This window comes from Brotaphodocola sp., assembly GCF_050873365.1.
Taxonomy (GTDB): Bacteria; Bacillota; Clostridia; order Lachnospirales; family Lachnospiraceae; genus Brotaphodocola.
Genome location: NZ_JBNMIQ010000005.1, coordinates 79,888 through 101,819, shown reverse-complemented (window position 1 = coordinate 101,819; position 21,932 = coordinate 79,888). Strand labels below are relative to the sequence as shown.

The following is a 21,932-nucleotide window of genomic DNA, read 5'->3' as shown; positions in this document are numbered from 1 at the left end:
ACTACAAAGGAGATATAAGATTGAAATATATCCTCTTCGCAGCGGGATGCGGACTGTGTACCGCAAAGAACTCCTTTGTTCTCGTTCTTTTTCGTCCTGCCGGCAACTCCCTGTCCGGCTGGCACTTGACGCACACAGACCTACTCTGCTTCTCTTATTTATTTTTGTCTTATTTTATCACAAATTTTCCTTTTGTAAAGCATTTTTTTGCATGCAAAACGTTTTTGACGATATTACTTGTACACGGAACTTGCAGACTGACCGACTTGTCGCGCAACTACTTTTCCTGCTTTGCAAGGATCTGTCTCTCCGTTTTCTTCATCATATAGAGGAAATACGGGATCAGCGGAATCAGTGCCGCAATCCATGCTGCCGGATCAGACGCACAGGTCTCTACAAAACCGTAACCGAGTCTTGCAACGACCATGACAACCAGCGATCTCGCTCCAAGCTCAAACACACCGCCCATCATCGGCACAAATCCGTGCCCGAGTCCCTGAAGCGCATTTCGATACAGAAAAATACTTCCGAGGAACGGATAACACCAGGAAACCGTGCGGAAATACGATCTTGCCGCCTCCGTCACTTCGGTCTGACTTCCATCGATAAAGATGTGGATCAACGGATCTCCGAAGAAATGGATGATCAGGATCATGAACACTGCGCTGATCAGAATCATGATCTGCGTGTCCCGGACGCCCTGCTTGATGCGGTCAAATTTGCCTGCTCCCCAGTTCTGTCCCACATAGGTCGCTGTTGTCGCACCGAAGGCGATAAAGATCGAGGTGACAAGGTTCTGGAGCTTTCCTGCCGCTGCAAATCCCGCAATATAAGTGGAACCATAGCTGTTGACTGCGCCCTGCACAATGATCGTTCCGAGTGCCGTGATCGAAAACTGAAGTGCCATCGGAATACCGATTCCCATGAGTTCTGCCATCATCGGGAAATCCAGACGGAAATCCTCCGATGAGAGTTTTAAAATATGAAATTTGCGGATGATATAGACCAGACAGCAAAGTGCCGAAACGCCCTGCGCAATCACCGTCGCCCACGCACATCCCTCAACTCCGATGTGAAGTTTGATCACAAAGACTACATCGAGGATCGCATTGAGGACAGCGGAAATAATCAGAAAATACAGCGGAGAACGGCTGTCTCCGAGTGCACGAAGCACTGCTGCCAGTGCATTGTAGGCGGCAGTCACAAAAAGTCCCGCATAGATGATCGCCAGATACGATGCCGTCTGGTCGATGATCTCATCCGGGCTGTTCATCAGTCTCAAGATCGGATAGTTGAATGTCAGAAGTGCGAGTGTCATCACGACGACAAACGCCACGCAGAGCTCGATCGAAACAGCCACATAGTGACGCATCTTCTTGTAATCCTTTGCTCCGAAACTCTGAGCAACCATGATCGCAAATCCACTCGTGATTCCATTGAGCCATCCGATCACCAGAAAGTTGAGGGAAGTCGTGCTTCCGATTGCTGCAAGCGCATTTACGCCGATGTATCGCCCGGCGACAACGGCATCCACCAGATTATAAAACTGCTGAAAAATATTTCCCAGATACGCGGGAATCATAAAAGCAAGGATCAGCCGTACCGGACTTCCCTTTGTCATATCATTTGTCATAAAACTTTTTAACCTATCCTTCTATCTTGTCTGTCATTCTTTCTTGTCTGTTGTTCTATCCTGTCTATCGTTGTTTCTTGTCTGTCAGTCTTTCTTATTCTGTCCGTTTTCCATCTTTCCTGTCTCTCGTCTTTCGATTCAGTTTTTTGCCAAGCCTCAAACGAGCGATCTAAGATGACTTTTTTCAGCGCTCCAATAGCGCCAGTCCGTTCTCCTTCAGCCATTCCTTGCTCTTCTCATATTCCGGAAGCACCCGCCCGACTTCCGCCCAGAATCGCTCAGAATGATTCATCTCAAGCCTGTGACAGAGTTCATGCACGACAATATAGTCGAGCACCTCATCCGGCGCAAGAATCAAGCGCCAGCAAAAATTTAAGTTGCCCTGATAACTGCAACTGCCCCAGCGCGATTTCGTATCCTTGATTGTGATTTTCCCGTAATCCACACCGACGCGCTCCGCAAAGAATGCGACGCGACTGCGAATCTTCTCCTTTGCGAGACGACGAAACTCCGGCTCATTCTCCGGCGTGATTTCTGGAAACTGCTCCTGCCTTCTCTCCCGCTCCCTCTTCTCTGCGAGAAATTCTGCTCTCTTTTCCTCAATCCATGCCTGACGATCCCGGATCAGATCGTCGATCTCCTCCTTGTCGCAGTCTTTCGGGGCTCTTACGGTAACATCGCCATCCAAAGTAATCTGGATGGCGATCGTTTTCCTGGATGTGCGGATCAAATCATATCCGCCCCAGGTCTTCTCTGTCTGTTTTTTCATATCAGAAACCTAATTACTACCTGCTATCTATGAGTCAAATCAAACTCTGATTTTCAAATTCAGGAAAACTTGGTGCATGTCTTAGTTCTCGCGCATACGCGTGATGATGCCGTTTGCTCTCTCGTAAAGTTCCTCCGGATCAACACCGATCGAGAACTCGCCGTTCTCATACAGAATCTGGCCATTTACCATTGTCAGCTTTACATTCTGCTTGCTTCCGCTGTACACAAGGTTCTTTGCAATGTTGTTGAGCGGTTGCATGTTCGGCTGGTGAAGATCGATCATGATCAGGTCGGCAAGTTTGCCCTCTGCCAAGCAGTCACAGTCGGTAAGTCCCATCGCATACGCACCGCCGGAGACTGCCATCTTGAGCACCTCATCTGCCGGAACTGCCCCTGCATTCTTCTCGCGCAGTTTGCCGAGTCCGGTCACAAGGAACATCTCGCGGAACATGTCGAGACAGTTGTTGCTCGCCGGTCCGTCCGTTCCGATTGCAAGGCAGATATTCTTCTCAAGCATCTCGGAGATCGGCGCAATTCCACTTGCGAGTTTCGTGTTTGATCCCGGGTTTGTGACTGCAATCAGATGCTTCTTTGCAAAGATGTCGAGATCCTCCTCACTCATCCAGACGCAGTGGTAACCGCCACCGCCGTACTCAAACATGCCGAGAGAATCAAGAAATGTCGTCGGAGTCATGCCATAGCGTCCCACACACTGAGCCACCTCTGACTCGGTCTCGGAATTGTGCATGAAGACCGGAGCCTTGTACTTCTGGGAGAGATTTGCGACACCCTCAAGCAGTTTTTTCGAGGTCGTGTACTCTGCATGGAAGCCAAGGCTGTACTTAATCAGCTCATCGTAGTTGTTATAAGTCTGATACTCCTCCTCCATCGCGGAGAGCGAGGACGAAAAGTCATTGAGACTGCTGACAATCACGGTTCTGAATCCACTGTCGACCGATGCCTTTGCAATCATCTCCGGGTGGAAATACATATCAAAGTTTGCGGTGATTCCGCTTGTCAGATACTCGAGAATCGCAAGACGGCTCAGCCAGTAAATGTCCTCTCCCTGAAGTTTTGCCTCCATCGGGAAGATCTGCTTGTTCAGCCAGTCGAGAAGTGGCATATCATCCGCATAAGAGCGCAGAAACGTCATTGCAGAGTGCGTATGTGCATTCTTAAATCCCGGCATAATCAGGTTGCCCTTTGCATCAATCTCACGATCCCAGATCGGCTGTTCCAGAATCTTTACAGAGTCCGCACCGCTGACATTGACCGGTCCGACATGGGTGATTCGGTTTCCCTCCACCCAGACTTCTCCTTCCAGAATCTCGGTACTCTGATTCATCGTCAGAATTCTCGCATTATAAAAACGAATATTCATCTGTAATCCCTCCTTCTCCATTCTTTTCTTTTTTAGTTCTATTTTCTTTTCCAGATCGACTTCTCTTTTTCAGTTCAATTTTTCTATGCGTTCCAAAACAACTTCTTATTATTTACTTTTGTTATTTACTCTTGTTGCTTACGTTTATCTTCTGCGCATAGTTCTCACTTACCCGTTTTGTCTTATGGCTTACTCTTATCGCTTGCCCTTATCGTAGATCTCACCGAGCGCACGCGGGGAACGGTTGTACTTCGAGAAGAAAATCAGAAGCAAAAGCGTCACAACATACGGAAGCGTCATCACGAGATCCGAGTAACTGCTCGGCATCTGAAGTTTCTGTACAAGGAAGTATCCGCCAGAACGCGCAAATCCAAACAGCAGGCAGGAGCCGAGTGTCGGAAGAATCGTCCAGTTTCCGAAGATCAGCGCTGCAATCGCCAGATATCCGTAGCCGACATAGATGCTCGAGGAGAAGTTTGCGGAGATGGAGTACGCAAAGCTGATTCCTGCAAGACCGGAAAGACCGCCGGACACCATAACGGCAATCAGGCGAACCTTTGCCACATCGACACCGGCAGCATCGACTGCATGCGGGTTGTCACCGCAGGCGCGAAGATTCATGCCGTAAGGAGTCTTGTACATCACATACCAGGCGATGATTGCCACAACAACAATGATCACCTCAAACGGGTAAATATCCTTGAAGACTGCACCGAGCACCGGAATCTGGGAAAGACCCGGGATCGTCCACTTTGCAGATACGCCGAGCACGAACTTATCAGAAGCCGCGCCGAAGACACTGCGGTTGATGTACTTGGTTAAGAAAGCCGTCAGCGCCGATGCCAGAATATTGATAACGACACCGCTGATAACCTGGTTTGCCTTAAAGCGAATGCACAAAAGAGCGTGAAGCAGGGAGTAGAGCGTTCCTCCGATCACGGCAAACAAAAGTGCGACATAGTAAGGCACCTGAGAATTTCCCGAAAAATTTCCTGCAATGCTCACAGCGACAAGCGCGCCGAAGAATGCACCCACGCCCTGAAGTCCCTCGAGCGCAAGGTTTGTGATACCGCTCTTCTCACTGTAAATACCGCCGATTGCCATGATAAACAACGGCAGGGAAAAAGAAAGTCCGTCTATGATGATTCGTTCCATTAGCGGTTCCCCCTTTCTTCGCTTTCCTTAAGTTCCTCTTTCATACTCTTGACCTTATAACGAATGAATGCACCGCACGCGGAGAACAGAAGGATCACACCGGTGATAACAGACGCAATCTCCGACTCAAGTCCGGACGCAGAGTTCATATAAGTACTACCCTTGCTGATCACGGTAATCAGGAAGGAGGAGAAAATGATGCCGATCGGGTTCGAGTTTGCGAGCAGGGAGACTGCAATCGAGTCAAATCCCGTGCTTGCAAGCACCTTCGGCTGAATCGATCCGAAGTATCCGAGATAGTAGGTCACACCGGCAAGTCCGGCAAGTGCACCCGATACGACAAATGCCATAACCATACTGCGACCAACCTTGATACCGGCATACTTTGCGGCATTTCGGCTTGTTCCGACACTCTTGAGCTCATAGCCGAATGTCGTGCGGTCAAGCAGGAACTTTACTGCGATCGCAATGATGATCGCGAGGACGATTCCAAGCGGAATATCCATCTTGAGATCTCCGACTGTCGTGTCCATCAGCGTCAGTCTCGATGCCTTCGAAACCGGATTCGACTGACGGGATACCGGATTGACATAGTAGGTGTTGATAAAGAAACTGATCACATACTGTGCAATGTAGTTGATCATGATCGAGGACACAACCTCATTGATGTTGAACTTCTCTTTCATCCATCCGATCAGTGCACCGACAAGCGCACCCGAGATGATTCCACAGATCAGAACAAGCGGTTTTGCAACCGGAGCCGGAAGATCGCTGTAACCGATCAGCAGAGTCGTCACAAAACCGGCAACCAGCATCTGACCTGAGATACCGATGTTAAACAGACCGGCACGCAGAGCCACTGCAACTGCAAGAGAAGCAAAGAGCATCGGCGTCCACGCGTTCATAAAGCTCATGAAATCCGTCAACATGCTCTTGTGACCTGCATACGTCGCCTTCGGCAGGATGCCCGAACCCTGAAGCAGGTTCTGGTAAGCCACAAGTGGATTCTTGCCGAGTGCAAGGATCACAACCGCACCGGCGAGAAGGCTCAGCACGATCGCAAACAGCGGAATCGAAACCGCCTGATAGCGCTCATTTCCGAGAAGGCGGACGAATCCTTTTTTGATTGTATGATTATTTTTCTGCATCCGCTTTTACCCCCATCATAAATTCTCCGACCTGATTCGTCGTCAGTGTCTTGGCGTCTGCAATCTTCTGAATCTGACCGTTGTAGATGACACCGATCGTGTCGGCACAGTCCATGATCTCATCGAGTTCGAGAGAAATCAGAAGGATCGCCTTGCCCGCATCACGCTCCTGAATGATCTGGCGGTGAATGTTCTCAATCGCACCGATATCAAGACCTCGCGTCGGCTGTACAAAGATCATCAGCGGGGATTTCAGCTCGATCTCACGACCGATGATCGCCTTCTGCTGGTTTCCTCCACTCATCGAGCGGACGATCGTCTTGATGCCCTGACCACTTCGGATATCGTAGCGATCAATTAGCTCTTTTCCGTACTCATCAAACGCGCTCTGGTTGAGTACCCCATGATGAGAGAACGGCTCCTTGAAATACGTCTTTAATGCCAGATTTTCCTCAAGCGTAAAGTCGAGGACGAGACCGTAACTCTGACGGTCTTCCGGGATGTAGGAAATACCCTGAAGGGTTCTCTTTCGGATGCTCTCATGCGTGATGTCGACACCGTTTAAAATGATCTGTCCCTCAGCTGCCTCCGCAAGTCCCGCAATCGCATCGGCAACCTCGATCTGACCGTTTCCGGATACACCGGCGATCGCAAAGATCTCACCGCCATGAATCGAGAACGAGACGTTCTTCACGACATCGAAATGATCCTGGTTGCGCACCGTGAGGTTCTTGACCTCAAGCACGGTCTCGCGGAAGTTTGCCGGCTTCTTCTCAACCTGGAAACTAACCTCACGGCCGACCATTTTGTTCGCCATCGTCTTCGTCGAGGTCGTCGCCACATCGAGCACATCGATCAGGCGACCACGGTTGAGGATTGCACAGCGGTCTGCAACCTGCTTGATCTCCTCGAGCTTATGCGTGATCAGAATGATCGTCTTTCCGCCGTCGCGCAGTCCCTTGATGATCTTTAAGAGGAATTCGATCTCCTGAGGAGTCAGCACAGCCGTCGGCTCATCAAAGATCAGAATCTCCGCCTCGCGATAGAGCATTTTCAGGATCTCCACTCTCTGCTGAATCGAGACATTGATGTCCTCGATCACATCGGTCGGATTGACCTCAAGACCATACTGCCTTGACAGCTCTGCGACTTTCTTGTCCGCCTTCTTTAAATCCACCCACGGCAGAAAACCGAACTTTTTGTCCTTGTTCTCCAGTCCGAGAATGATATTCTCTGTGATCGTGTAGTTGGATACCAGCTTAAAGTGCTGGTGCACCATACCGATATTCAGTTTCGTCGCATAACTCGGAGAGGTGATGTTCTCCTTCTTTCCGCGAATCCAGATCTCGCCCTCATCCGGCTCATACATACCGAACAGCATACTCATCAGCGTGGATTTTCCCGCTCCATTCTCTCCCAGAAGGGCAAAAATCTCTCCCTTCTTGATCTGCAACGTCACATCCTGATTCGCCACAATGCCGGGAAAGCGTTTGGTGATGTGCTTCATCTCAATGATGTACTCCGACATAAACCGACCTCCTTATCTCCATTTTCTTGTTCCCTTTTGAATACCCAGATTTCTTATTTTCTGTTCTATTTTCATTTTTCGGCTTCACGTTTCGTTTTTCATTTTCCTGTAAACGCATAGGTGTCGCAAGCCAGCACCTCTGCTGTCATGCGACACTTATCTGCGACCTGCATCTGAGGCATTCAAAAAGGCCGGCTTCTATGAGTCCTGATCAGGGACCCATAAAGCCGGAACCCTTATTGTTCTGTTGAGACCATCTTTCTTCTCTAATCTCTTCTCTAGTCTCTTCTCAACTCAAATCTCTTATCCGAATTTTCGAATTTTCAAACTTCCAAACTCCGAATCTTTCATTCTTTCATTCATTAATTCTTGGATTCTTGGAAACCTATCCGAAATTCATCAAGCGCTTACTTTAAGCCGGTGAAATCCTCCGGAGTCTCGCCGTTGAAGTTGGATGCCGGAACAATCGTTCCGTCCTTCACGAGCTCATAAGCCTCATCGAGCTTGCTGATCGTATCCTCAGACATCTGATTTCTGCCCTCTGCCTTTACAAAGCCGGTAGAATCGGTATCTGCACCAAGAACTACGTTCTCACCCTTGAAGGAACCATCCTTAACTGCGTTGAGCTGTTTCTCTACGTTCATGCTCATAACTTTCAGAACAGAGGTCAGGATTACGTTGTCAGAACCGTTTGCACCGTCATCGTACTGGTCTACGTCACAGCCGATTACCTTCACGCCGGTTGCTTCCTTTGCTGCGGTGAAGACACCGTTTCCGGAACCACCTGCTGCTACGAAGATCGTGTCAACGCCCTCGTCGATCAGAGCCTTGCCGACTACCTTACCGGTTGCCTCATCTGCGAAGCTACCTACATAGTTACCGCCAACATTTGCGCCGGTTACATCGGTACCTGCGTAGGACGGAAGCTCTACAACCTCAGCGCCAGCCTCAAACTTCTCGTTTGCGTAGTTGACACCGGACTCAAAACCAAACTGATAGTTTACGTTGGACGGATATGCGATACCGTTTACGACTGCAACCTTCTTGGACTGAGACTCAAGTGCTGCTGCCATACCTGCAAAGAAGCCACCCTCCTGCTCCTTGAAGGTCATTGCGTAGATGTTGTCACAGCTAACTTCATTGCCCTCTGCATCAGACGGGTTGGAGTCAACCAGGATGAAATCTACATCTGGGTTGTCCTCTGCAAGGGTGCCGATTCCTGCGAACTGATAACCACAGCATACGATAACATCGTAATCTGCAACGATATCTGCAACTGCCTGAAGAGCTGCTGCGGTATCACCGGTCTCCTCACGAACCGGAGTAACGGTTGCGGACGGATTCTCCTCGATGAATGCCAGAACACCGTTGTAGTTATCCTGGTTGAAAGAACCGTCATCTACGCCGGACGGACTGCTGACAATCGCAATCTTCAGAGCATCGCCACTTGCCTCAGAGCCACCCTCTGCCTTGCTCTCACCCTCTGCGCTTGCAGTGGTCTCATCCTTTGCCGGTGCTGTGGTCTCTGCGGAACCGCCGTTGCTACCGCCACATCCGGTTAAAAGCGTACTAGCTACTACTGCTGTGCTCAGCGCTATACTCAGAACTTTTTTCATAATCTGATTCTCCTTTTTTGTTGTTCTCTCTGTACCTGTTTCCTATGATTCTCGCCATGATACCCTTCGTGCCATCCAGTCCGTCTCCGAACTGTTTCCCCTGTCTTTTCGCGCACAAAATCCACATCTTTTTGAGAAATAAAAAATGGTTACATGTATATTTTTACTACAAATCACGGCGAATATCAACCAATTCTTCTAAACTTCTTCTTTTTCTCTCACTATTTATTAAATTTTCTAATGAATATTTTCGTTTTTTCAAATCAATCCCGCCGTAAGCCTCAGAATTTTATCTTTTTTGAATCGACGTGAATCTTTAATCCTCAAACAATTTTGCAAGGCTCTCGGTGTACGGAGCACGGCAAATGCCCTTCTCGGTAATGATTCCCGCAATCAGCTCGTGATCGGTCACATCGAATGCCGGATTATAGCATTTGACCTCCTCAAGTGCCATCGGCTTCTCGTAGAATTTCTTCTTGATCTCATCCGGATTGCGAAGCTCAATCTTGATGTCCGCACCTGTCTTACAGTTCATGTCGATCGTTGAGGTCGGTCCGAGTACATAGAACGGGATTCCGTAGTATTTTGCCAGAATCGCAACTCCACTCGTTCCGATCTTATTCGCTGCATCTCCATTTGCTGCGACGCGGTCACAGCCGACGAAGCATGCCTGTACCCAGCCGTTCTTCATCACGATGCTCGCCATATTGTCGCAGATCAGCGTCACATCGATGCCTGCCTTCTGAAGCTCATAGGAAGTCAAACGCGCACCCTGTAACAGCGGTCTCGTCTCATCCGAGAACACATGGAAATTCATTCCACGCTCTTTTCCGAGAAACAGCGGGCCAAGAGCCGTTCCATAGCTCGAGGTTGCAAGCGGACCTGCGTTGCAGTGGGTCAGAATTCCATCGCCGTCCTTGATCAGAGACAGACCGTACTCGGAAATTGCACGACACATGCGCTGATCTTCCGCCTGAATCTCCTTTGCCTCCGCGCCGAGGATCTCGACGATCTCATCCACGCTCTTCTCCTTGTTTGCGATCACGGTCTTCTCCATGCGGTTCAATGCCCAGCTCAAGTTGACAGCCGTCGGACGAGAAGAATTCAGATACTCTTTCTGCTTGCGGAACTTCGCAAGAAATCCCTCATAATCCTTCGTCTCCTCCGCAATCTGACCAGAAAGCACATACATGCAGTATCCTGCACAGATGCCGATCGCCGGTGCTCCGCGCACCTGAAGCTCAAAAATCGCATCATACATCTTCTTTGCGGTATCGAGCGTCAAAAACTCCGTCACATTCGGAAGCTGGGTCTGATCTAAAATCACAACCGCCTTTCCATCCTCACTCAGTCTCACATTCTCCGGCTCTGCCATCTTGCCGTCTTCCATCAAAAACTCTGCCATTTTGTTATCCTCTCTATTAAAACTATTTTTATTTGCTTTATGATGCCAATTCTATGACGCCAATTACTAGCGGGCTCCCGAAGCAAAAAAGTTTCAACTATCTCCCAATTCGAAATCCCGCCTTAAACGCCCGGGAACTAAACGCCTTCTCATAATCCTCAAGCTCATAAAACTCCACCGGCGGTAACTTCACAAGCCCCTGCTCCAAAAGACGCAGTGCCGGCTCAAACGGGCCACATCGGCTTCCCTTGATTGCAATCTCATTGACTGCATAGAAACTCATATCGACATTCGTCTTTCCCGCATACGTGCTCTTTAAAACGATCGTGCCCTGCTTTCGCACAATCTTTGTCGCAAGCTCAAGTCCGGACGGTGCACCGCACGCCTCGACGACAACCTCATAGCTTCCCTCACCGGATTCAAGTGCCTGATCGGCAAGATTTTCCGCCTGCTCGACCGTCATCGTCCGCCCAAATGACGCAAACTGGGCGAGCTTCTCCGGATGTTTTCCAATCACCGTCAGATTTGCCCCGGTCAGTCGCAGAACGCTTGCAACCTGATATGCCAGTCGTCCATCTCCGATCACAGCGACCGGAAGATCCGGCTGGATATGCACCTGCTTTGTGACCTGAAGAGCTGCCGCAAGAGGCTCGGTGAGCAGTGCTGTCTCCGGCGCCAACGTAGCCGGCACTTCATGCAAGAGATGGGTCTCAAGCGTCATATACTCCGCAAAACATCCGTCCTTTCTCTCCATCCCGATTACCCGGCGCGTCAGGCAGTGCTTCTCACGCCCCGTCCGACAGTAAATGCAGTGACCACATCCCGCATTCAGTTCCCCGACAACCGTCTTTCCAACCCATGACGGATCAGAGGACTCTTCAACCACACCGACAAACTCATGTCCCATCACACCGCGAAACGACGGGCGATATCCTTTTAGAATTTCCCGATCTGTGTTACACACTCCTGCACAGAGAATCCGAATCAGACTCTCCGTTGCAGACGGAACCGGCTTTGGCAGATCGTCACGAAACTCTGCCCCTGTTCCGTTAAAATAAACTCCTCGCATTTCCTTTCTGTCCCCTTATCTGATGTTTCCTGATATTATCTGATATTATCTCTAATATTTCCTATAACTCTATAAAACGACACGTTTAGATACGTTTAAATACGTTTAAATACACTTAGATACACTTATCCCAGAATCTTACTTTTCTTTCTCATATCCCGGGATCTCAATCGGTGTTCCAACGCTCAGCGCCATGTGATAAATCTTTGCGGTATCCTCAACGTAGACGCTGTTGATATAAGCCTCCGCCATCGTCGCTCCGACTGCGACAACACCGTGATTTGCCATCAGGCAGGCATTCTTGCGCTCGAGAATCGGCACCGCATTCAATCCAACCTCGGCACTTCCCTGCGTCGCATACGGGCTGACCTCAATGCTTCCCTTGAGGAACGGAATCATCTCAATCAGAATGACCGGGATTTCCTGATGCGTCACTGCAAACGAGGTCGCATACGGAGAGTGCGTGTGCACGATCGCGCCAACGCGAGGCAGATGGCGATAAATCTCTGCATGCATCTTCCACTCGGAAGACGGGCGGTGGCAACCCTCAATCACATTTCCATCGAGATCAATCACAACGATGTCCTTCTCCTCCATAATGCTGTAATCATAAGAGCTCGGTGTGATCGCCATCAGTCCACACTCCGGACAGTAGGCACTCATATTTCCACTCGTGCCTGCCATCAGCTTCTCGTCATATGCCTTCTTTGCAGTCAGAAGCACCTCTCTCTTTTTTTCCTGCATGACTTCCGGATTCATTTTTCCAGTTTTCTCTTCTGCCATTTTGCTTTCCCCCCATACAATTCTAAGTTGTCAATCTGTTACCTCCACGGTATCATACAGCATTTTCCGTTCAGAAAATTCCTACCCGTGTACAGTAACGTCCATCTCACTTTTTCCGCAACATATTCGCAAAATCTTCTCATAAATTTCGCGCAAATCCATTTCCACAATACTGGCAAAACTTTCCACAATACTTTTTGAGCGTAAGAATAATTGCAGAAAAAACGTCACGATATGATTAAATTGTACACGAATTTTACCGATCTGACAACATCTCTTTTTTCCAAATTCCTCGGATTCTTTTTTTTATTTTTTTAAAATTAGAATTCATGCATTGCACAAACAGCAACGAATTTTGCCCCATCGGCAATCAGCACATCCACACTCGCAATTGTCAACGGAGACAGAAACAAAACATGCACACACAAAACACAAAAAGGAAGAAAAGAAGAGAGAGACTCCATGTCCACCCCCAATTGGGGAAGTTTCCGCAAAGTCACTCCTCTTTTCTTCCTGTTTCCTGTTTTCTTTTTTCTTTTCTTTATAAATCTATAAATCCTTCCGTCCGTAATAAATCCTTTGGGATTTCGGTATTCCAGTATTTCGGTATTCCGGTACTTCAGTATTTATTAATCTTTTAATATTTCAGAACGCGATCCACCTCTGAAATGATAACGGTTGCTCCGCCGATCTTGATGTTTCGCACGACATCGACCATCGTCTTGCCGTTGTATTCCCAGACCTGACGATCCTCATAGCGCTCCGTACAGCTCTGGCGCACATAGTCAAGAACTTCCTGCTCACGCTCCTTCTCAATACAGATCATCAGCGTGATATTTTTCTTGTTCGTGTAAAGTCCCTCTGTCAAAAACTTTGTCGCAAGAATCCGGTTGCGGATCAAAAGCCCCGCCAGTTTCTCATAATCCTGCTCCTGCACGATAATCATCATCATTTCCATAGCGAACACCGTCCTTTCTAAACAAAATTACCACGCCTGACAAAAGACAAATCTTATCAGGCGTGGCAATTTTATGGAAAACTAAGTTCTAGCGACCCTTTACGGTTGCGATATCGATCAGAGTCAGCTCTTTTGCACGATTCTCAAGGCTTGTTGCAAGTGCACCAGCCGTATCAAGGCTCGTCAGTACATGAACGCCAGTCTCGATTGCATTACGACGGATCACAAAACCATCATGGCTTGCCTCTGCGCCCTGGTGCGGGATATCGATAACGAGATCGATCTCATGACCAAGGATCAGATCCAGGATGTTCGGGGACTCCTGCTCGATCTTTCTAACCGGGAATGCCTTTACGCCGTTGTCGTTGAGCACTTTTGCGGTTCCGCGGGTTGCAAAGATCTTGTATCCAACATTCTGGAAACGTCTTGCGATCGGAACAACATCCTGATGCTCGGACTCACGAACGGTGATGATCATGTTCTTGTGCTTCGGCAGTTTGATGCCTGCGCCCTCGAATGCCTTGTACAGAGCCTCGTTGAAGGTCTTTGCGATACCAAGGCACTCACCGGTAGACTTCATCTCCGGTCCAAGGCTGATATCTGCGCCACGGATCTTCTCAAACGAGAATACCGGCATCTTGATTGCAATATACTCGGACTTCTTCTGAAGACCCGGCTCGTAGCCAAGCTCGCGGATCGTGTGACCACAGATCACCTGAGTAGCTAACGGAACGATCGGGATTCCGGTTACCTTGCTGATGTACGGAACGGTTCTGGAAGAACGCGGGTTTACCTCGATGATGTAGACATCCTCTCCATCGACGATGAACTGGATGTTGATCATACCCTTTACATGAAGGGCACGAGCGAGCTTCTCGGTGTAGTCAACGAGCTTTGCCTCGACAACCGGAGTGATGCTCGGTGCCGGATATACGGAGATACTATCTCCGGAATGGATACCGGTACGCTCGATGTGCTCCATAATACCCGGGATCAGGATGTCCTGACCGTCGCAAACTGCGTCGACCTCGATCTCCTTACCCATGATGTACTTGTCGACAAGGATCGGATGATCCTGTGCGATCTGGTTGATGATGCCGATGAACTCATCCACATCGTGATCGTTGATACAGATCTGCATACCCTGACCACCGAGAACGTAGGACGGACGAACGAGAACCGGATAACCGAGCTTTTCTGCTGCCTTCTTTGCTTCCTCTGCGGTGAATACGGTATGACCTGCCGGACGCGGAATCTGGCACTTCTCAAGGATCTCATCGAAGAGCTCTCTATCCTCTGCCGCATCGACATCCTCTGCTGCGGTACCAAGGATCGGAACGCCCATCTTCATCAGGGACTCGGTCAGCTTGATTGCGGTCTGTCCACCAAACTGAACGACTGCTCCATCCGGCTTCTCGATGTCCACGATGCTCTCAACATCCTCCGGGGTCAACGGCTCAAAGTACAGCTTGTCAGCAATATCGAAGTCGGTACTTACGGTCTCCGGGTTGTTGTTGACGATGATCGTCTCATAGCCTTCCTTTGCAAATGCCCAGGTACTGTGAACGGAACAGAAGTCGAACTCGATACCCTGACCGATACGGATCGGGCCGGAACCGAGAACGAGAACCTTCTTGCGGGAGTGCTCCTCCTCAACCTCGCTCACGCCGTCGAAGCAGGAATAGTAGTAAGGAGTCTCTGCTGCGAACTCTGCCGCACAGGTATCTACCATCTTGTAAGCAGCGCGGATGTTGTTTGCATGGCGCATTGCCTTGATCTCATCCTGCGGAACACCGCTCAGACGGGAAATCACGTTGTCCGGGAACTCGATGCGCTTTGCTTCCTTCAGAAGCTCCGGAGTCAGCGGTCCCTTCTCCAGTTTATTCTCCATCTCCACGATAATTGCGAGCTTATCGATGAACCAGAAGTCAATCTTCGTGATCGCATGGATCTCCTCGTAGGAAATGCCACGGCGCAGTGCCTCTGCGATTACCCAGATTCGACGGTCATCAACCTGTGCCAGCTGTTTCATCAGCTCATCATTTGTCAGAGCCGTGAAATCATAGGAGCGCAGGCAGTCTACATGCTGTTCGAGGGAACGGATTGCCTTCATCAGACCACCCTCGAAGTTCGTGCAGATACTCATAACCTCACCGGTTGCCTTCATCTGAGTTCCCAGCGTTCTCTTTGCGCTGATGAACTTATCGAACGGCAGACGCGGCATCTTGACAACACAGTAGTCGAGCATCGGCTCGAAACTTGCGTAGGTCTTCTTGGTTACTGCATTCTTGATCTCGTCAAGCGTATAACCAAGAGCGATCTTTGCAGCTACCTTTGCGATCGGGTATCCGGTTGCCTTGGAAGCCAGTGCGGAAGAACGGCTTACACGCGGGTTTACCTCGATAACACAGTACTCAAAGCTCATCGGATGAAGTGCATACTGTACGTTACATCCACCGGTGATACCAAGCTCGGTGATGATGTTCAGTGCAGAAGTACGGAGCATCTGGTACTCCTTATCGCCCAGAGTCTGGGACGGAGCCACAACGATACTGTCTCCGGTGTGAACGCCAACCGGGTCGATGTTCTCCATGTTACATACGGTGATTACGTTGCCTGCGCTGTCTCGCATTACCTCGTACTCGATCTCTTTCCATCCTGCGATGCAACGCTCTACAAGAACCTGACCTACACGGGAGAGACGAAGACCATTCTCAAGGATCTCACGGCACTGCTCCGGGTTGTCTGCGATACCACCACCGCTACCGCCGAGCGTATATGCCGGACGGAGCACAACCGGGTAACCGATCTGCTCTGCGATGCGAAGACCATCCTCAACGTTCTCAACAATGTCGGACGGAGCAACCGGCTCACCGATCTTCTCCATCGTCTCCTTGAACATCTCACGATCCTCTGCCTTCTTGATCGTCAGGGCTGTCGTACCGATCAGGCGAACGTTGTTCTCCTTTAAGAAACCAGCCTCCTCAAGCTCCATTGCAAGGTTCAGTCCAGCCTGTCCACCCAGAGTCGGAAGAATGCTGTCCGGACGCTCTTTCTTGATCAACTGCTCCACAACCTCAAGCGTCAACGGCTCAATGTAAACGCGGTCTGCGATGTCCTTATCGGTCATGATCGTAGCCGGGTTGGAGTTTAACAGAACAACCTCAATGCCCTCCTCTTTCAGGGAACGGCAGGCCTGGGTACCCGCATAGTCAAACTCGGCCGCCTGTCCGATGACGATCGGGCCGGAACCCAGAACCAGAACTTTCTTGATACCAGGAATCTTAGGCATTATTCATTTCCTCCCATCATAGTGATAAAACGATCAAACAGGTACGAAGAATCCTGCGGTCCCGGACAAGCCTCCGGATGATACTGTACGGTGAAAATGTTCTTTCCAACGTAGCGCAGACCCTCGTTTGTTCCGTCATTGACATTGGTGAATGCTGGCTCAGCTACCTTCGGGTCCAAGCTCTCCGGATTCACTGCATAGCCGTGGTTCTGAGAAGAGATGTACACTCTTCCGGTGGAGAGATCTTTTACCGGATGGTTGCCACCGCGGTGACCATACTTCAGCTTGAAGGTGTCAGCGCCGGTTGCCAGTGCCATCAGCTGATGACCGAGGCAGATTGCAAAGATCGGCACGTTGGACTCATAGAGCTTGCGGATCTCTTTGATGATCTCGACATTCTCCTTCGGGTCTCCAGGGCCGTTTGACAGCATGATGCCGTCCGGGTTCGATGCCAGGATCTCCTCTGCGCTTGTATCGCACGGGTAGATCGTCACCTCACAACCGCGCTCTGCAAGAGAACGGGCGATGTTGCGCTTTGCACCGAGATCGAGAAGAGCGACTTTCTTGATCGGCTTCTCAAACTTGTCAGACTGCTTGAGCACATACTTCTCCTTGCAGGAGGTTGCCTTAACCACACCCTTTACGGTGTAAGCCTTCATGCGGGCAATCGGCTCTGCTAAATCAGCGTACTCCTTCGTCGTGATCATGCCGTTCATGGTTCCTTTTTCTCTTAAAATCTTTGTGAGGGCTCTTGTATCGATGCCACTGATACCGGGAATGTCATACTTTTCCAAGAAATGCTGGATGGTATCCTCGCTGCGGAAATTGCTGGGGATCCGAGATAATTCACGAACAATATAGCCGTCCGGCCAAGGCCGTCCCGACTCCATGTCCTCATAACAAATGCCATAGTTGCCGATGAGCGGGTAAGTCATTACAACTGCCTGTCCCGCGTAGGAGGGATCTGTGAGAACCTCCAGGTAACCGGTCATCGAAGTATTGAACACGATTTCACTGATTACTTCTCTGGTAGAACCGATGCTTGTTCCTTCAAAAACGGTGCCATCTTCCAGAATGAGAAATGCTTTCATATACGGGGTACCTATCCTTTCTTTTTGCAGGCTCTTTCGTATTTCAGCCCAAATTGATAAGATTATACATGATTCTCTCAATTTTTGCAAGTACTAATTAAGTACTAAATTTAGTACGTTTCATCTTTGCAAATGCTAATTTCGTACTAAGGTTAGTGTGCTTTCTCTCTACAAGCACCGATTTCGTACTAAAGTTAGTACGCTTTTCCTTTGCAAACACTGATTTTGTATTAAATTTAGTCCTCTGTTTTTTTATTATAACGTGTTCTGTTTTCTGATGCAATCCACTAGAGAAATTTTTCTAAAAACTCTAAAGACAGTATATAAAAATCCCCGGCTCTCTCCATTTCCAGAAAAAGTCGGGGATAAAATAATCAGGAATGAAACATACCCAAAAATAAAATACAATTTTACAATTATTATTTATTAAGCAAGCAATTTCTTTACCATCTCGGCGGTGAAGACCACTTTTTCGAGGTGATCGACCTCAATCTGGTAGAGCGCATTTGCCGCGATATGCTCCGCTGCCTGCTCAAGGTCACGGATTCCGCTCGTTTTCATATGAAGCTCAATCACAGCATCAAGACCCTCATCGGTGAGAATGCACTCCTCCGGGCGCAGGCTCATCCGGCGCAGAACCTTCGGCAAAGCATAGCGCGAGAAGATGATCTTCTTCTCCTCCGCGGTGTAGTCCGGAATGTCGATCACGGCAAAACGGGACATTAACGGTGCACTGATCTGAGACTTGTCGTTTGCGGTCGCGATCGGGTAAACGCCTCCGGTCGGGATCATACACTCCATGTAGTTATCCGTAAATCCAAGGTTGTCAAGAAGCGTCAGAAGCACATCTGCCGGGTTGCCATTTCCCTTTCCGGAAGCCGCCTTGTCAAGCTCGTTGATGATGAAGACAAGGTTGGACTCTCCCGCCATTGAGAATGCCTCCATGATGATTCCCGGCTTCGCGTTTGCGTAAATTCGGGAACTTCCGGTCAACTGCTCCGGATCATTGATCGAGCTCATGTCAAGCGTCGTCCACGGCAATTTCAGAATTCTTGCCACCGCATAGGCGATCTGGGACTTTCCGGTACCAGCCGGACCGACAAGCAGAAGACCATAAGCCGGAAGCGTATGCGTGCGGTTGATCTGGATGATCGTCTCAATGATTCTCTGTTTTACGCGCTCCATGCCATAGAGCTCCTCATCGAGGATTCTGCGTGCCTCCTTCGGGTCAATCGACTCAAAGTAATTGTTCTTCCACTGGATATTCATCATGATCGAGAGTGCGCGCTGTGCGTGACGGCGCTCCTCCGGGGAAACCTCGTGGGAACGTGCGACTGCAAGATTTCGGCGTGCCCACAGACGAATATTCTCCGGCAGGGTTCTTCCTGCACAGGTCATAAAGTCCGTGATGCTCTGAAGACTTGTGAGCTTCATGTCATCGCCGAGCTCATCAGTCTCCTCCTCGCTCTCCTCCTCTACCGGTGCACTGCTTGCTAACAGTCTCTCAATCATAAACTGCAAGAAACCGTCCTCCGCAGACAGCTTTGTACCGCCTCCGAATGCAATCTCCCGAATCTTGTACACAGCATAGCCGTCCTCCTGGTTCTCACCGGACAGGCGCACCGTGATGTGGTTCTCACCCAGCCACTTTAACAGGCTGACGAAACGCGCATCAATCTGCAAGATATCTGCGCTGACCGTTCCGTCCTCCTCCTCAAACTCAAATGCAGTCCGCTTCACCGGATTTGTGAAACGTCCACAGGAATGATGTTGCCACTTCCGTTTCTGATTATCCAAAACCATAATCGGCTGCTCTGGTGTCGGGTTCGAATTGTTTGAAGAAAACGTCGTGTAGGTGCACTCCGCTGTTCTCTCCTTCTCCGGGACATCATTAAAATCAAATACTGGCATGACAGAACCCCCTCTCCGCTTTTTCACTCGCTTCTCAAATTTCTCAAATTCATTTATCGATCGATCAATTCTTAAATTTATTTATTAATTCTTAAATTCATTCATTTCTCGATTTTTTTGTCTTACTTGACTTTCTCTTACTTGACTTCAGTTTTAACTTACTTCGCTTTATTTTTTACTTACTTGGCTCTACTTTTAACTTGCTCGGCTTTACGTTTAACTTACTCGACCTTACTTTTTTTCTTCGTTTTACTGAAGGCGTCCACAGCACTTCTTGTACTTCTTACCGCTTCCACACGGACACGGATCATTCGGGTAAATCTTGCGGATTCCCTTTGCCTGTGCCTTCATCATCTCATCGAGGGTGTAGCCACTGCAACGGAACATTCTCGTATTTGCACAAACCTCCTGATACAGAGTACCAAAAGCTTCCTTTGCGCTCATGGAGAACTCCATTCCCATCTCGGTCAACTCATGAAGAATCTCATCACGGCTGTATCCCATCGCGGTCATCTCCCAAACTGCTGCGACAGCCTCCTGCGTCCACGCACCGCGCAGTCCCATCTGGTCTGCAAAGAAGGTTGCGAGCTTCTGGTAGGACGGGTTTTTAGACGGATAGCCGTGCTTCTCACAGTCGCGCACTTCCTCTGCGGACGGGATCGAGAAATCCTTCATCCGACGTCCCTGCTCAATCTTGCGGTAAACGTCATCGTGAAGCACATCTTTCTGGATCACACGGTCATCCTTGATCACGCACGGATTCTGGTCTGCCGGGATTGCCTCAAAGATCTCCATAAACTGCTTCGGAGTTACCTCAAATCCCTCTCTGCCACGGTACATCTGCACCATAACAGAAACCGGAACGGTTGCATAGATCATGCGGTGCATGTACAGGCAGTCGAGCATCCAGATTACCTCAGATCTGCGGTGATGGAATTCCTTCGTGTTGATCTGCGCGTAAACATCCTTTACTTCTGCCGGAACAGCAGCCGTGCCATTCTGATACAGCATCACATAGCCATTCCAGTAAAACGGCATCAGGGCTTCCATTTTCTCCTGCTCAATCGCAGTTGCACCCTCATTTGCAAGTACCTGCTCCCAGACATGAATGGAGACATCCTTCATCGTCACAAGGTTCTGGCGCATATTTTCCGGCTGAAGAACGATCTCAGCAAGTTTCTGTGCAAGCTCCTCCTTCGTCGGATCTGCCTCATCCTCCTTTGCCGGAGCGAGATGCCACTTCTTTGCCATGTTCTTTAAGGCATCCATCTCCTGATTCAGAAGAATCCACTCAGTGCTGAGCACAACACCCTCCTGCATTGCAGACTGAGCGTCTAATGCTTCCTCTTTCTTCTCCGCAGTCTCTGCGATCTTCATTGCCTTCTCAACCTGTGCGATCTCCTCGGCATTCTGAGTGGCAGTATTTGCTCCTCTATTCGCCTCTGCATTTGCTTCTGTCTGGGAAACAGCAAACTCGGTAGCTAACTTCTGATTCAGGGCATTCTTTGCACCCTCTGCATCTGCAATCTCTGCATCCTTGATCTGAAGCACAACCAGGCTTTCTGCGTCCACGTTCTCCTGCTGTTTCTCGATATCCACACGATATTTTCCGTCTTTTCCAGCAAAGAAGCTAAACCACTCCTCCGTGTTCATCAGCTCATCCGCGGATGTCTGAGCATCTTCCATCGTGTAAGCTGTGCTTGCACCAAACACACCTGCTCCATTCTCCTGAATCCGTACTTTTTTATGATAGAACTCAAATCCGAAAGGCAGAGCCTGATCCTGCTCCAAAACCGCCAGCAAGATCTCAGCCAGTCTGGTATAGGTCAGACCTGCCGGAATCTGACAGCGTCTCCATGCAACCGGTTTTCTGTTCTTCTCGGTGATTTTTATCTGATATGCGATCATGTTCTAATTTATCCTCCTTAATTCTGTCCCCCTAAAAGTGACAGCAGTCCGAAACCATTTCCGGACAAATTCACGAATTTTCTTTTTCCTTCAAATATTCCTCAAATATTCTACTATCAAATGAAAAATTCTTCAACTGTTTCTTTCCCTGCATAAACAAAATCCACCCACTCCCCAAAGGAAAGGGAAACTCTTCGCAGATATTTTCTGCCCAAAACGCCAGAACTTCAACATCGAAAACAGACAGACCACCCACCATCGCTGGCAAGCGGTCTGTCCTATT

At 49.2% G+C, this 21,932-nt stretch carries 16 protein-coding genes and 1 riboswitch; all 16 genes read right to left on the bottom strand.

The genetic code is table 11. The features are described from left to right. Positions 1 to 37: 37 nt before the first annotated feature. Positions 38 to 150, bottom strand: a riboswitch (THF riboswitch). Positions 151 to 277: 127 nt separating this feature from the next. Continuing rightward, positions 278 to 1,633, bottom strand: coding sequence for an MATE family efflux transporter (locus ACR0QT_RS04125; protein ID WP_432629624.1), 1,356 nt, complete (start codon positions 1,631 to 1,633; stop codon positions 278 to 280). A 184-nt stretch (positions 1,634 to 1,817) separates the two neighbouring features. Beyond that, positions 1,818 to 2,402, bottom strand: a complete 585-nt coding sequence (locus ACR0QT_RS04120; RefSeq protein ID WP_432629623.1) for a M48 family metallopeptidase — start codon at positions 2,400 to 2,402, stop codon at positions 1,818 to 1,820. 81 nt (positions 2,403 to 2,483) lie between these two features. Continuing rightward, entirely contained in the window at positions 2,484 to 3,785 is a 1,302-nt protein-coding gene (locus tag ACR0QT_RS04115) for an amidohydrolase (RefSeq protein ID WP_432629622.1), read from the bottom strand. Between the two features lie 195 nt (positions 3,786 to 3,980). Beyond that, on the bottom strand, positions 3,981 to 4,940 hold the full coding sequence (locus ACR0QT_RS04110; RefSeq protein WP_177978636.1) for an ABC transporter permease: 960 nt from the start codon (positions 4,938 to 4,940) through the stop codon (positions 3,981 to 3,983). Next, a complete protein-coding gene (locus tag ACR0QT_RS04105) occupies positions 4,940 to 6,088 on the bottom strand; it encodes an ABC transporter permease (RefSeq protein ID WP_432629621.1) in 1,149 nt (382 codons plus the stop codon). Before ACR0QT_RS04105 ends, ACR0QT_RS04110 begins: the two co-directional genes overlap by 1 nt. Next, positions 6,075 to 7,616 (bottom strand): ABC transporter ATP-binding protein, encoded by a 1,542-nt coding sequence (locus ACR0QT_RS04100; RefSeq protein WP_432629620.1) that lies wholly within the window; start codon positions 7,614 to 7,616, stop codon positions 6,075 to 6,077. The genes ACR0QT_RS04105 and ACR0QT_RS04100 overlap by 14 nt, the downstream gene beginning before the upstream one ends. 407 nt (positions 7,617 to 8,023) lie before the next feature. Continuing rightward, a complete protein-coding gene (locus ACR0QT_RS04095; RefSeq protein ID WP_432629619.1) occupies positions 8,024 to 9,232 on the bottom strand; it encodes a BMP family lipoprotein in 1,209 nt (402 codons plus the stop codon). 316 nt (positions 9,233 to 9,548) lie between these two features. Further along, entirely contained in the window at positions 9,549 to 10,637 is a 1,089-nt protein-coding gene (mtnA, locus tag ACR0QT_RS04090) for an S-methyl-5-thioribose-1-phosphate isomerase (RefSeq protein WP_432629618.1), read from the bottom strand. A 97-nt stretch (positions 10,638 to 10,734) separates the two neighbouring features. Beyond that, positions 10,735 to 11,706 (bottom strand): MDR/zinc-dependent alcohol dehydrogenase-like family protein, encoded by a 972-nt coding sequence (locus ACR0QT_RS04085; protein ID WP_432629617.1) that lies wholly within the window; start codon positions 11,704 to 11,706, stop codon positions 10,735 to 10,737. 138 nt (positions 11,707 to 11,844) lie between these two features. Further along, positions 11,845 to 12,489, bottom strand: a complete 645-nt coding sequence (locus tag ACR0QT_RS04080) for a class II aldolase/adducin family protein (protein WP_432629616.1) — start codon at positions 12,487 to 12,489, stop codon at positions 11,845 to 11,847. A gap of 637 nt (positions 12,490 to 13,126) precedes the next feature. Further along, a complete protein-coding gene (locus tag ACR0QT_RS04075) occupies positions 13,127 to 13,447 on the bottom strand; it encodes a cyclic-di-AMP receptor (RefSeq protein WP_432629615.1) in 321 nt (106 codons plus the stop codon). Positions 13,448 to 13,535: 88 nt separating this feature from the next. Beyond that, on the bottom strand, positions 13,536 to 16,739 hold the full coding sequence (gene carB / locus ACR0QT_RS04070; RefSeq protein ID WP_432629614.1) for a carbamoyl-phosphate synthase large subunit: 3,204 nt from the start codon (positions 16,737 to 16,739) through the stop codon (positions 13,536 to 13,538). Then, the gene (locus tag ACR0QT_RS04065; protein WP_432629613.1) at positions 16,739 to 17,830 is read right to left on the bottom strand and encodes a carbamoyl phosphate synthase small subunit; all 1,092 of its coding nucleotides are present in this window, start codon (positions 17,828 to 17,830) and stop codon (positions 16,739 to 16,741) included. The genes carB and ACR0QT_RS04065 overlap by 1 nt, the downstream gene beginning before the upstream one ends. A 426-nt stretch (positions 17,831 to 18,256) precedes the next feature. Then, a complete protein-coding gene (locus ACR0QT_RS04060; RefSeq protein WP_432629612.1) occupies positions 18,257 to 19,741 on the bottom strand; it encodes an AAA family ATPase in 1,485 nt (494 codons plus the stop codon). A 249-nt stretch (positions 19,742 to 19,990) separates the two neighbouring features. Further along, positions 19,991 to 21,649 carry an SEC-C metal-binding domain-containing protein gene (locus ACR0QT_RS04055; RefSeq protein WP_432629611.1) on the bottom strand — a complete coding sequence of 553 codons (1,659 nt, stop codon included), beginning with the start codon at positions 21,647 to 21,649 and terminating at the stop codon, positions 19,991 to 19,993. A 70-nt stretch (positions 21,650 to 21,719) separates the two neighbouring features. Continuing rightward, the gene (locus tag ACR0QT_RS04050; RefSeq protein WP_432629610.1) at positions 21,720 to 21,917 is read right to left on the bottom strand and encodes a hypothetical protein; all 198 of its coding nucleotides are present in this window, start codon (positions 21,915 to 21,917) and stop codon (positions 21,720 to 21,722) included. Positions 21,918 to 21,932: the final 15 nt, after the last annotated feature.

What these genes read in the sequence shown, in the direction of transcription:
- ACR0QT_RS04110 (WP_177978636.1), bottom strand. Translation starts at nt 4,940, where the DNA reads ATGGAACGAATCATCATAGACGGACTTTCTTTTTCCCTGCCGTTGTTT.
- ACR0QT_RS04085 (WP_432629617.1), bottom strand. Translation starts at nt 11,706, where the DNA reads ATGCGAGGAGTTTATTTTAACGGAACAGGGGCAGAGTTTCGTGACGAT.
- ACR0QT_RS04060 (WP_432629612.1), bottom strand. Translation starts at nt 19,741, where the DNA reads ATGCCAGTATTTGATTTTAATGATGTCCCGGAGAAGGAGAGAACAGCG.
- ACR0QT_RS04075 (WP_432629615.1), bottom strand. Translation starts at nt 13,447, where the DNA reads ATGGAAATGATGATGATTATCGTGCAGGAGCAGGATTATGAGAAACTG.
- ACR0QT_RS04080 (WP_432629616.1), bottom strand. Translation starts at nt 12,489, where the DNA reads ATGGCAGAAGAGAAAACTGGAAAAATGAATCCGGAAGTCATGCAGGAA.
- ACR0QT_RS04095 (WP_432629619.1), bottom strand. Translation starts at nt 9,232, where the DNA reads ATGAAAAAAGTTCTGAGTATAGCGCTGAGCACAGCAGTAGTAGCTAGT.
- ACR0QT_RS04105 (WP_432629621.1), bottom strand. Translation starts at nt 6,088, where the DNA reads ATGCAGAAAAATAATCATACAATCAAAAAAGGATTCGTCCGCCTTCTC.
- ACR0QT_RS04100 (WP_432629620.1), bottom strand. Translation starts at nt 7,616, where the DNA reads ATGTCGGAGTACATCATTGAGATGAAGCACATCACCAAACGCTTTCCC.
- ACR0QT_RS04115 (WP_432629622.1), bottom strand. Translation starts at nt 3,785, where the DNA reads ATGAATATTCGTTTTTATAATGCGAGAATTCTGACGATGAATCAGAGT.
- ACR0QT_RS04125 (WP_432629624.1), bottom strand. Translation starts at nt 1,633, where the DNA reads ATGACAAATGATATGACAAAGGGAAGTCCGGTACGGCTGATCCTTGCT.
- ACR0QT_RS04055 (WP_432629611.1), bottom strand. Translation starts at nt 21,649, where the DNA reads ATGATCGCATATCAGATAAAAATCACCGAGAAGAACAGAAAACCGGTT.
- ACR0QT_RS04065 (WP_432629613.1), bottom strand. Translation starts at nt 17,830, where the DNA reads ATGAAAGCATTTCTCATTCTGGAAGATGGCACCGTTTTTGAAGGAACA.
- mtnA (WP_432629618.1), bottom strand. Translation starts at nt 10,637, where the DNA reads ATGGCAGAGTTTTTGATGGAAGACGGCAAGATGGCAGAGCCGGAGAAT.
- carB (WP_432629614.1), bottom strand. Translation starts at nt 16,739, where the DNA reads ATGCCTAAGATTCCTGGTATCAAGAAAGTTCTGGTTCTGGGTTCCGGC.
- ACR0QT_RS04120 (WP_432629623.1), bottom strand. Translation starts at nt 2,402, where the DNA reads ATGAAAAAACAGACAGAGAAGACCTGGGGCGGATATGATTTGATCCGC.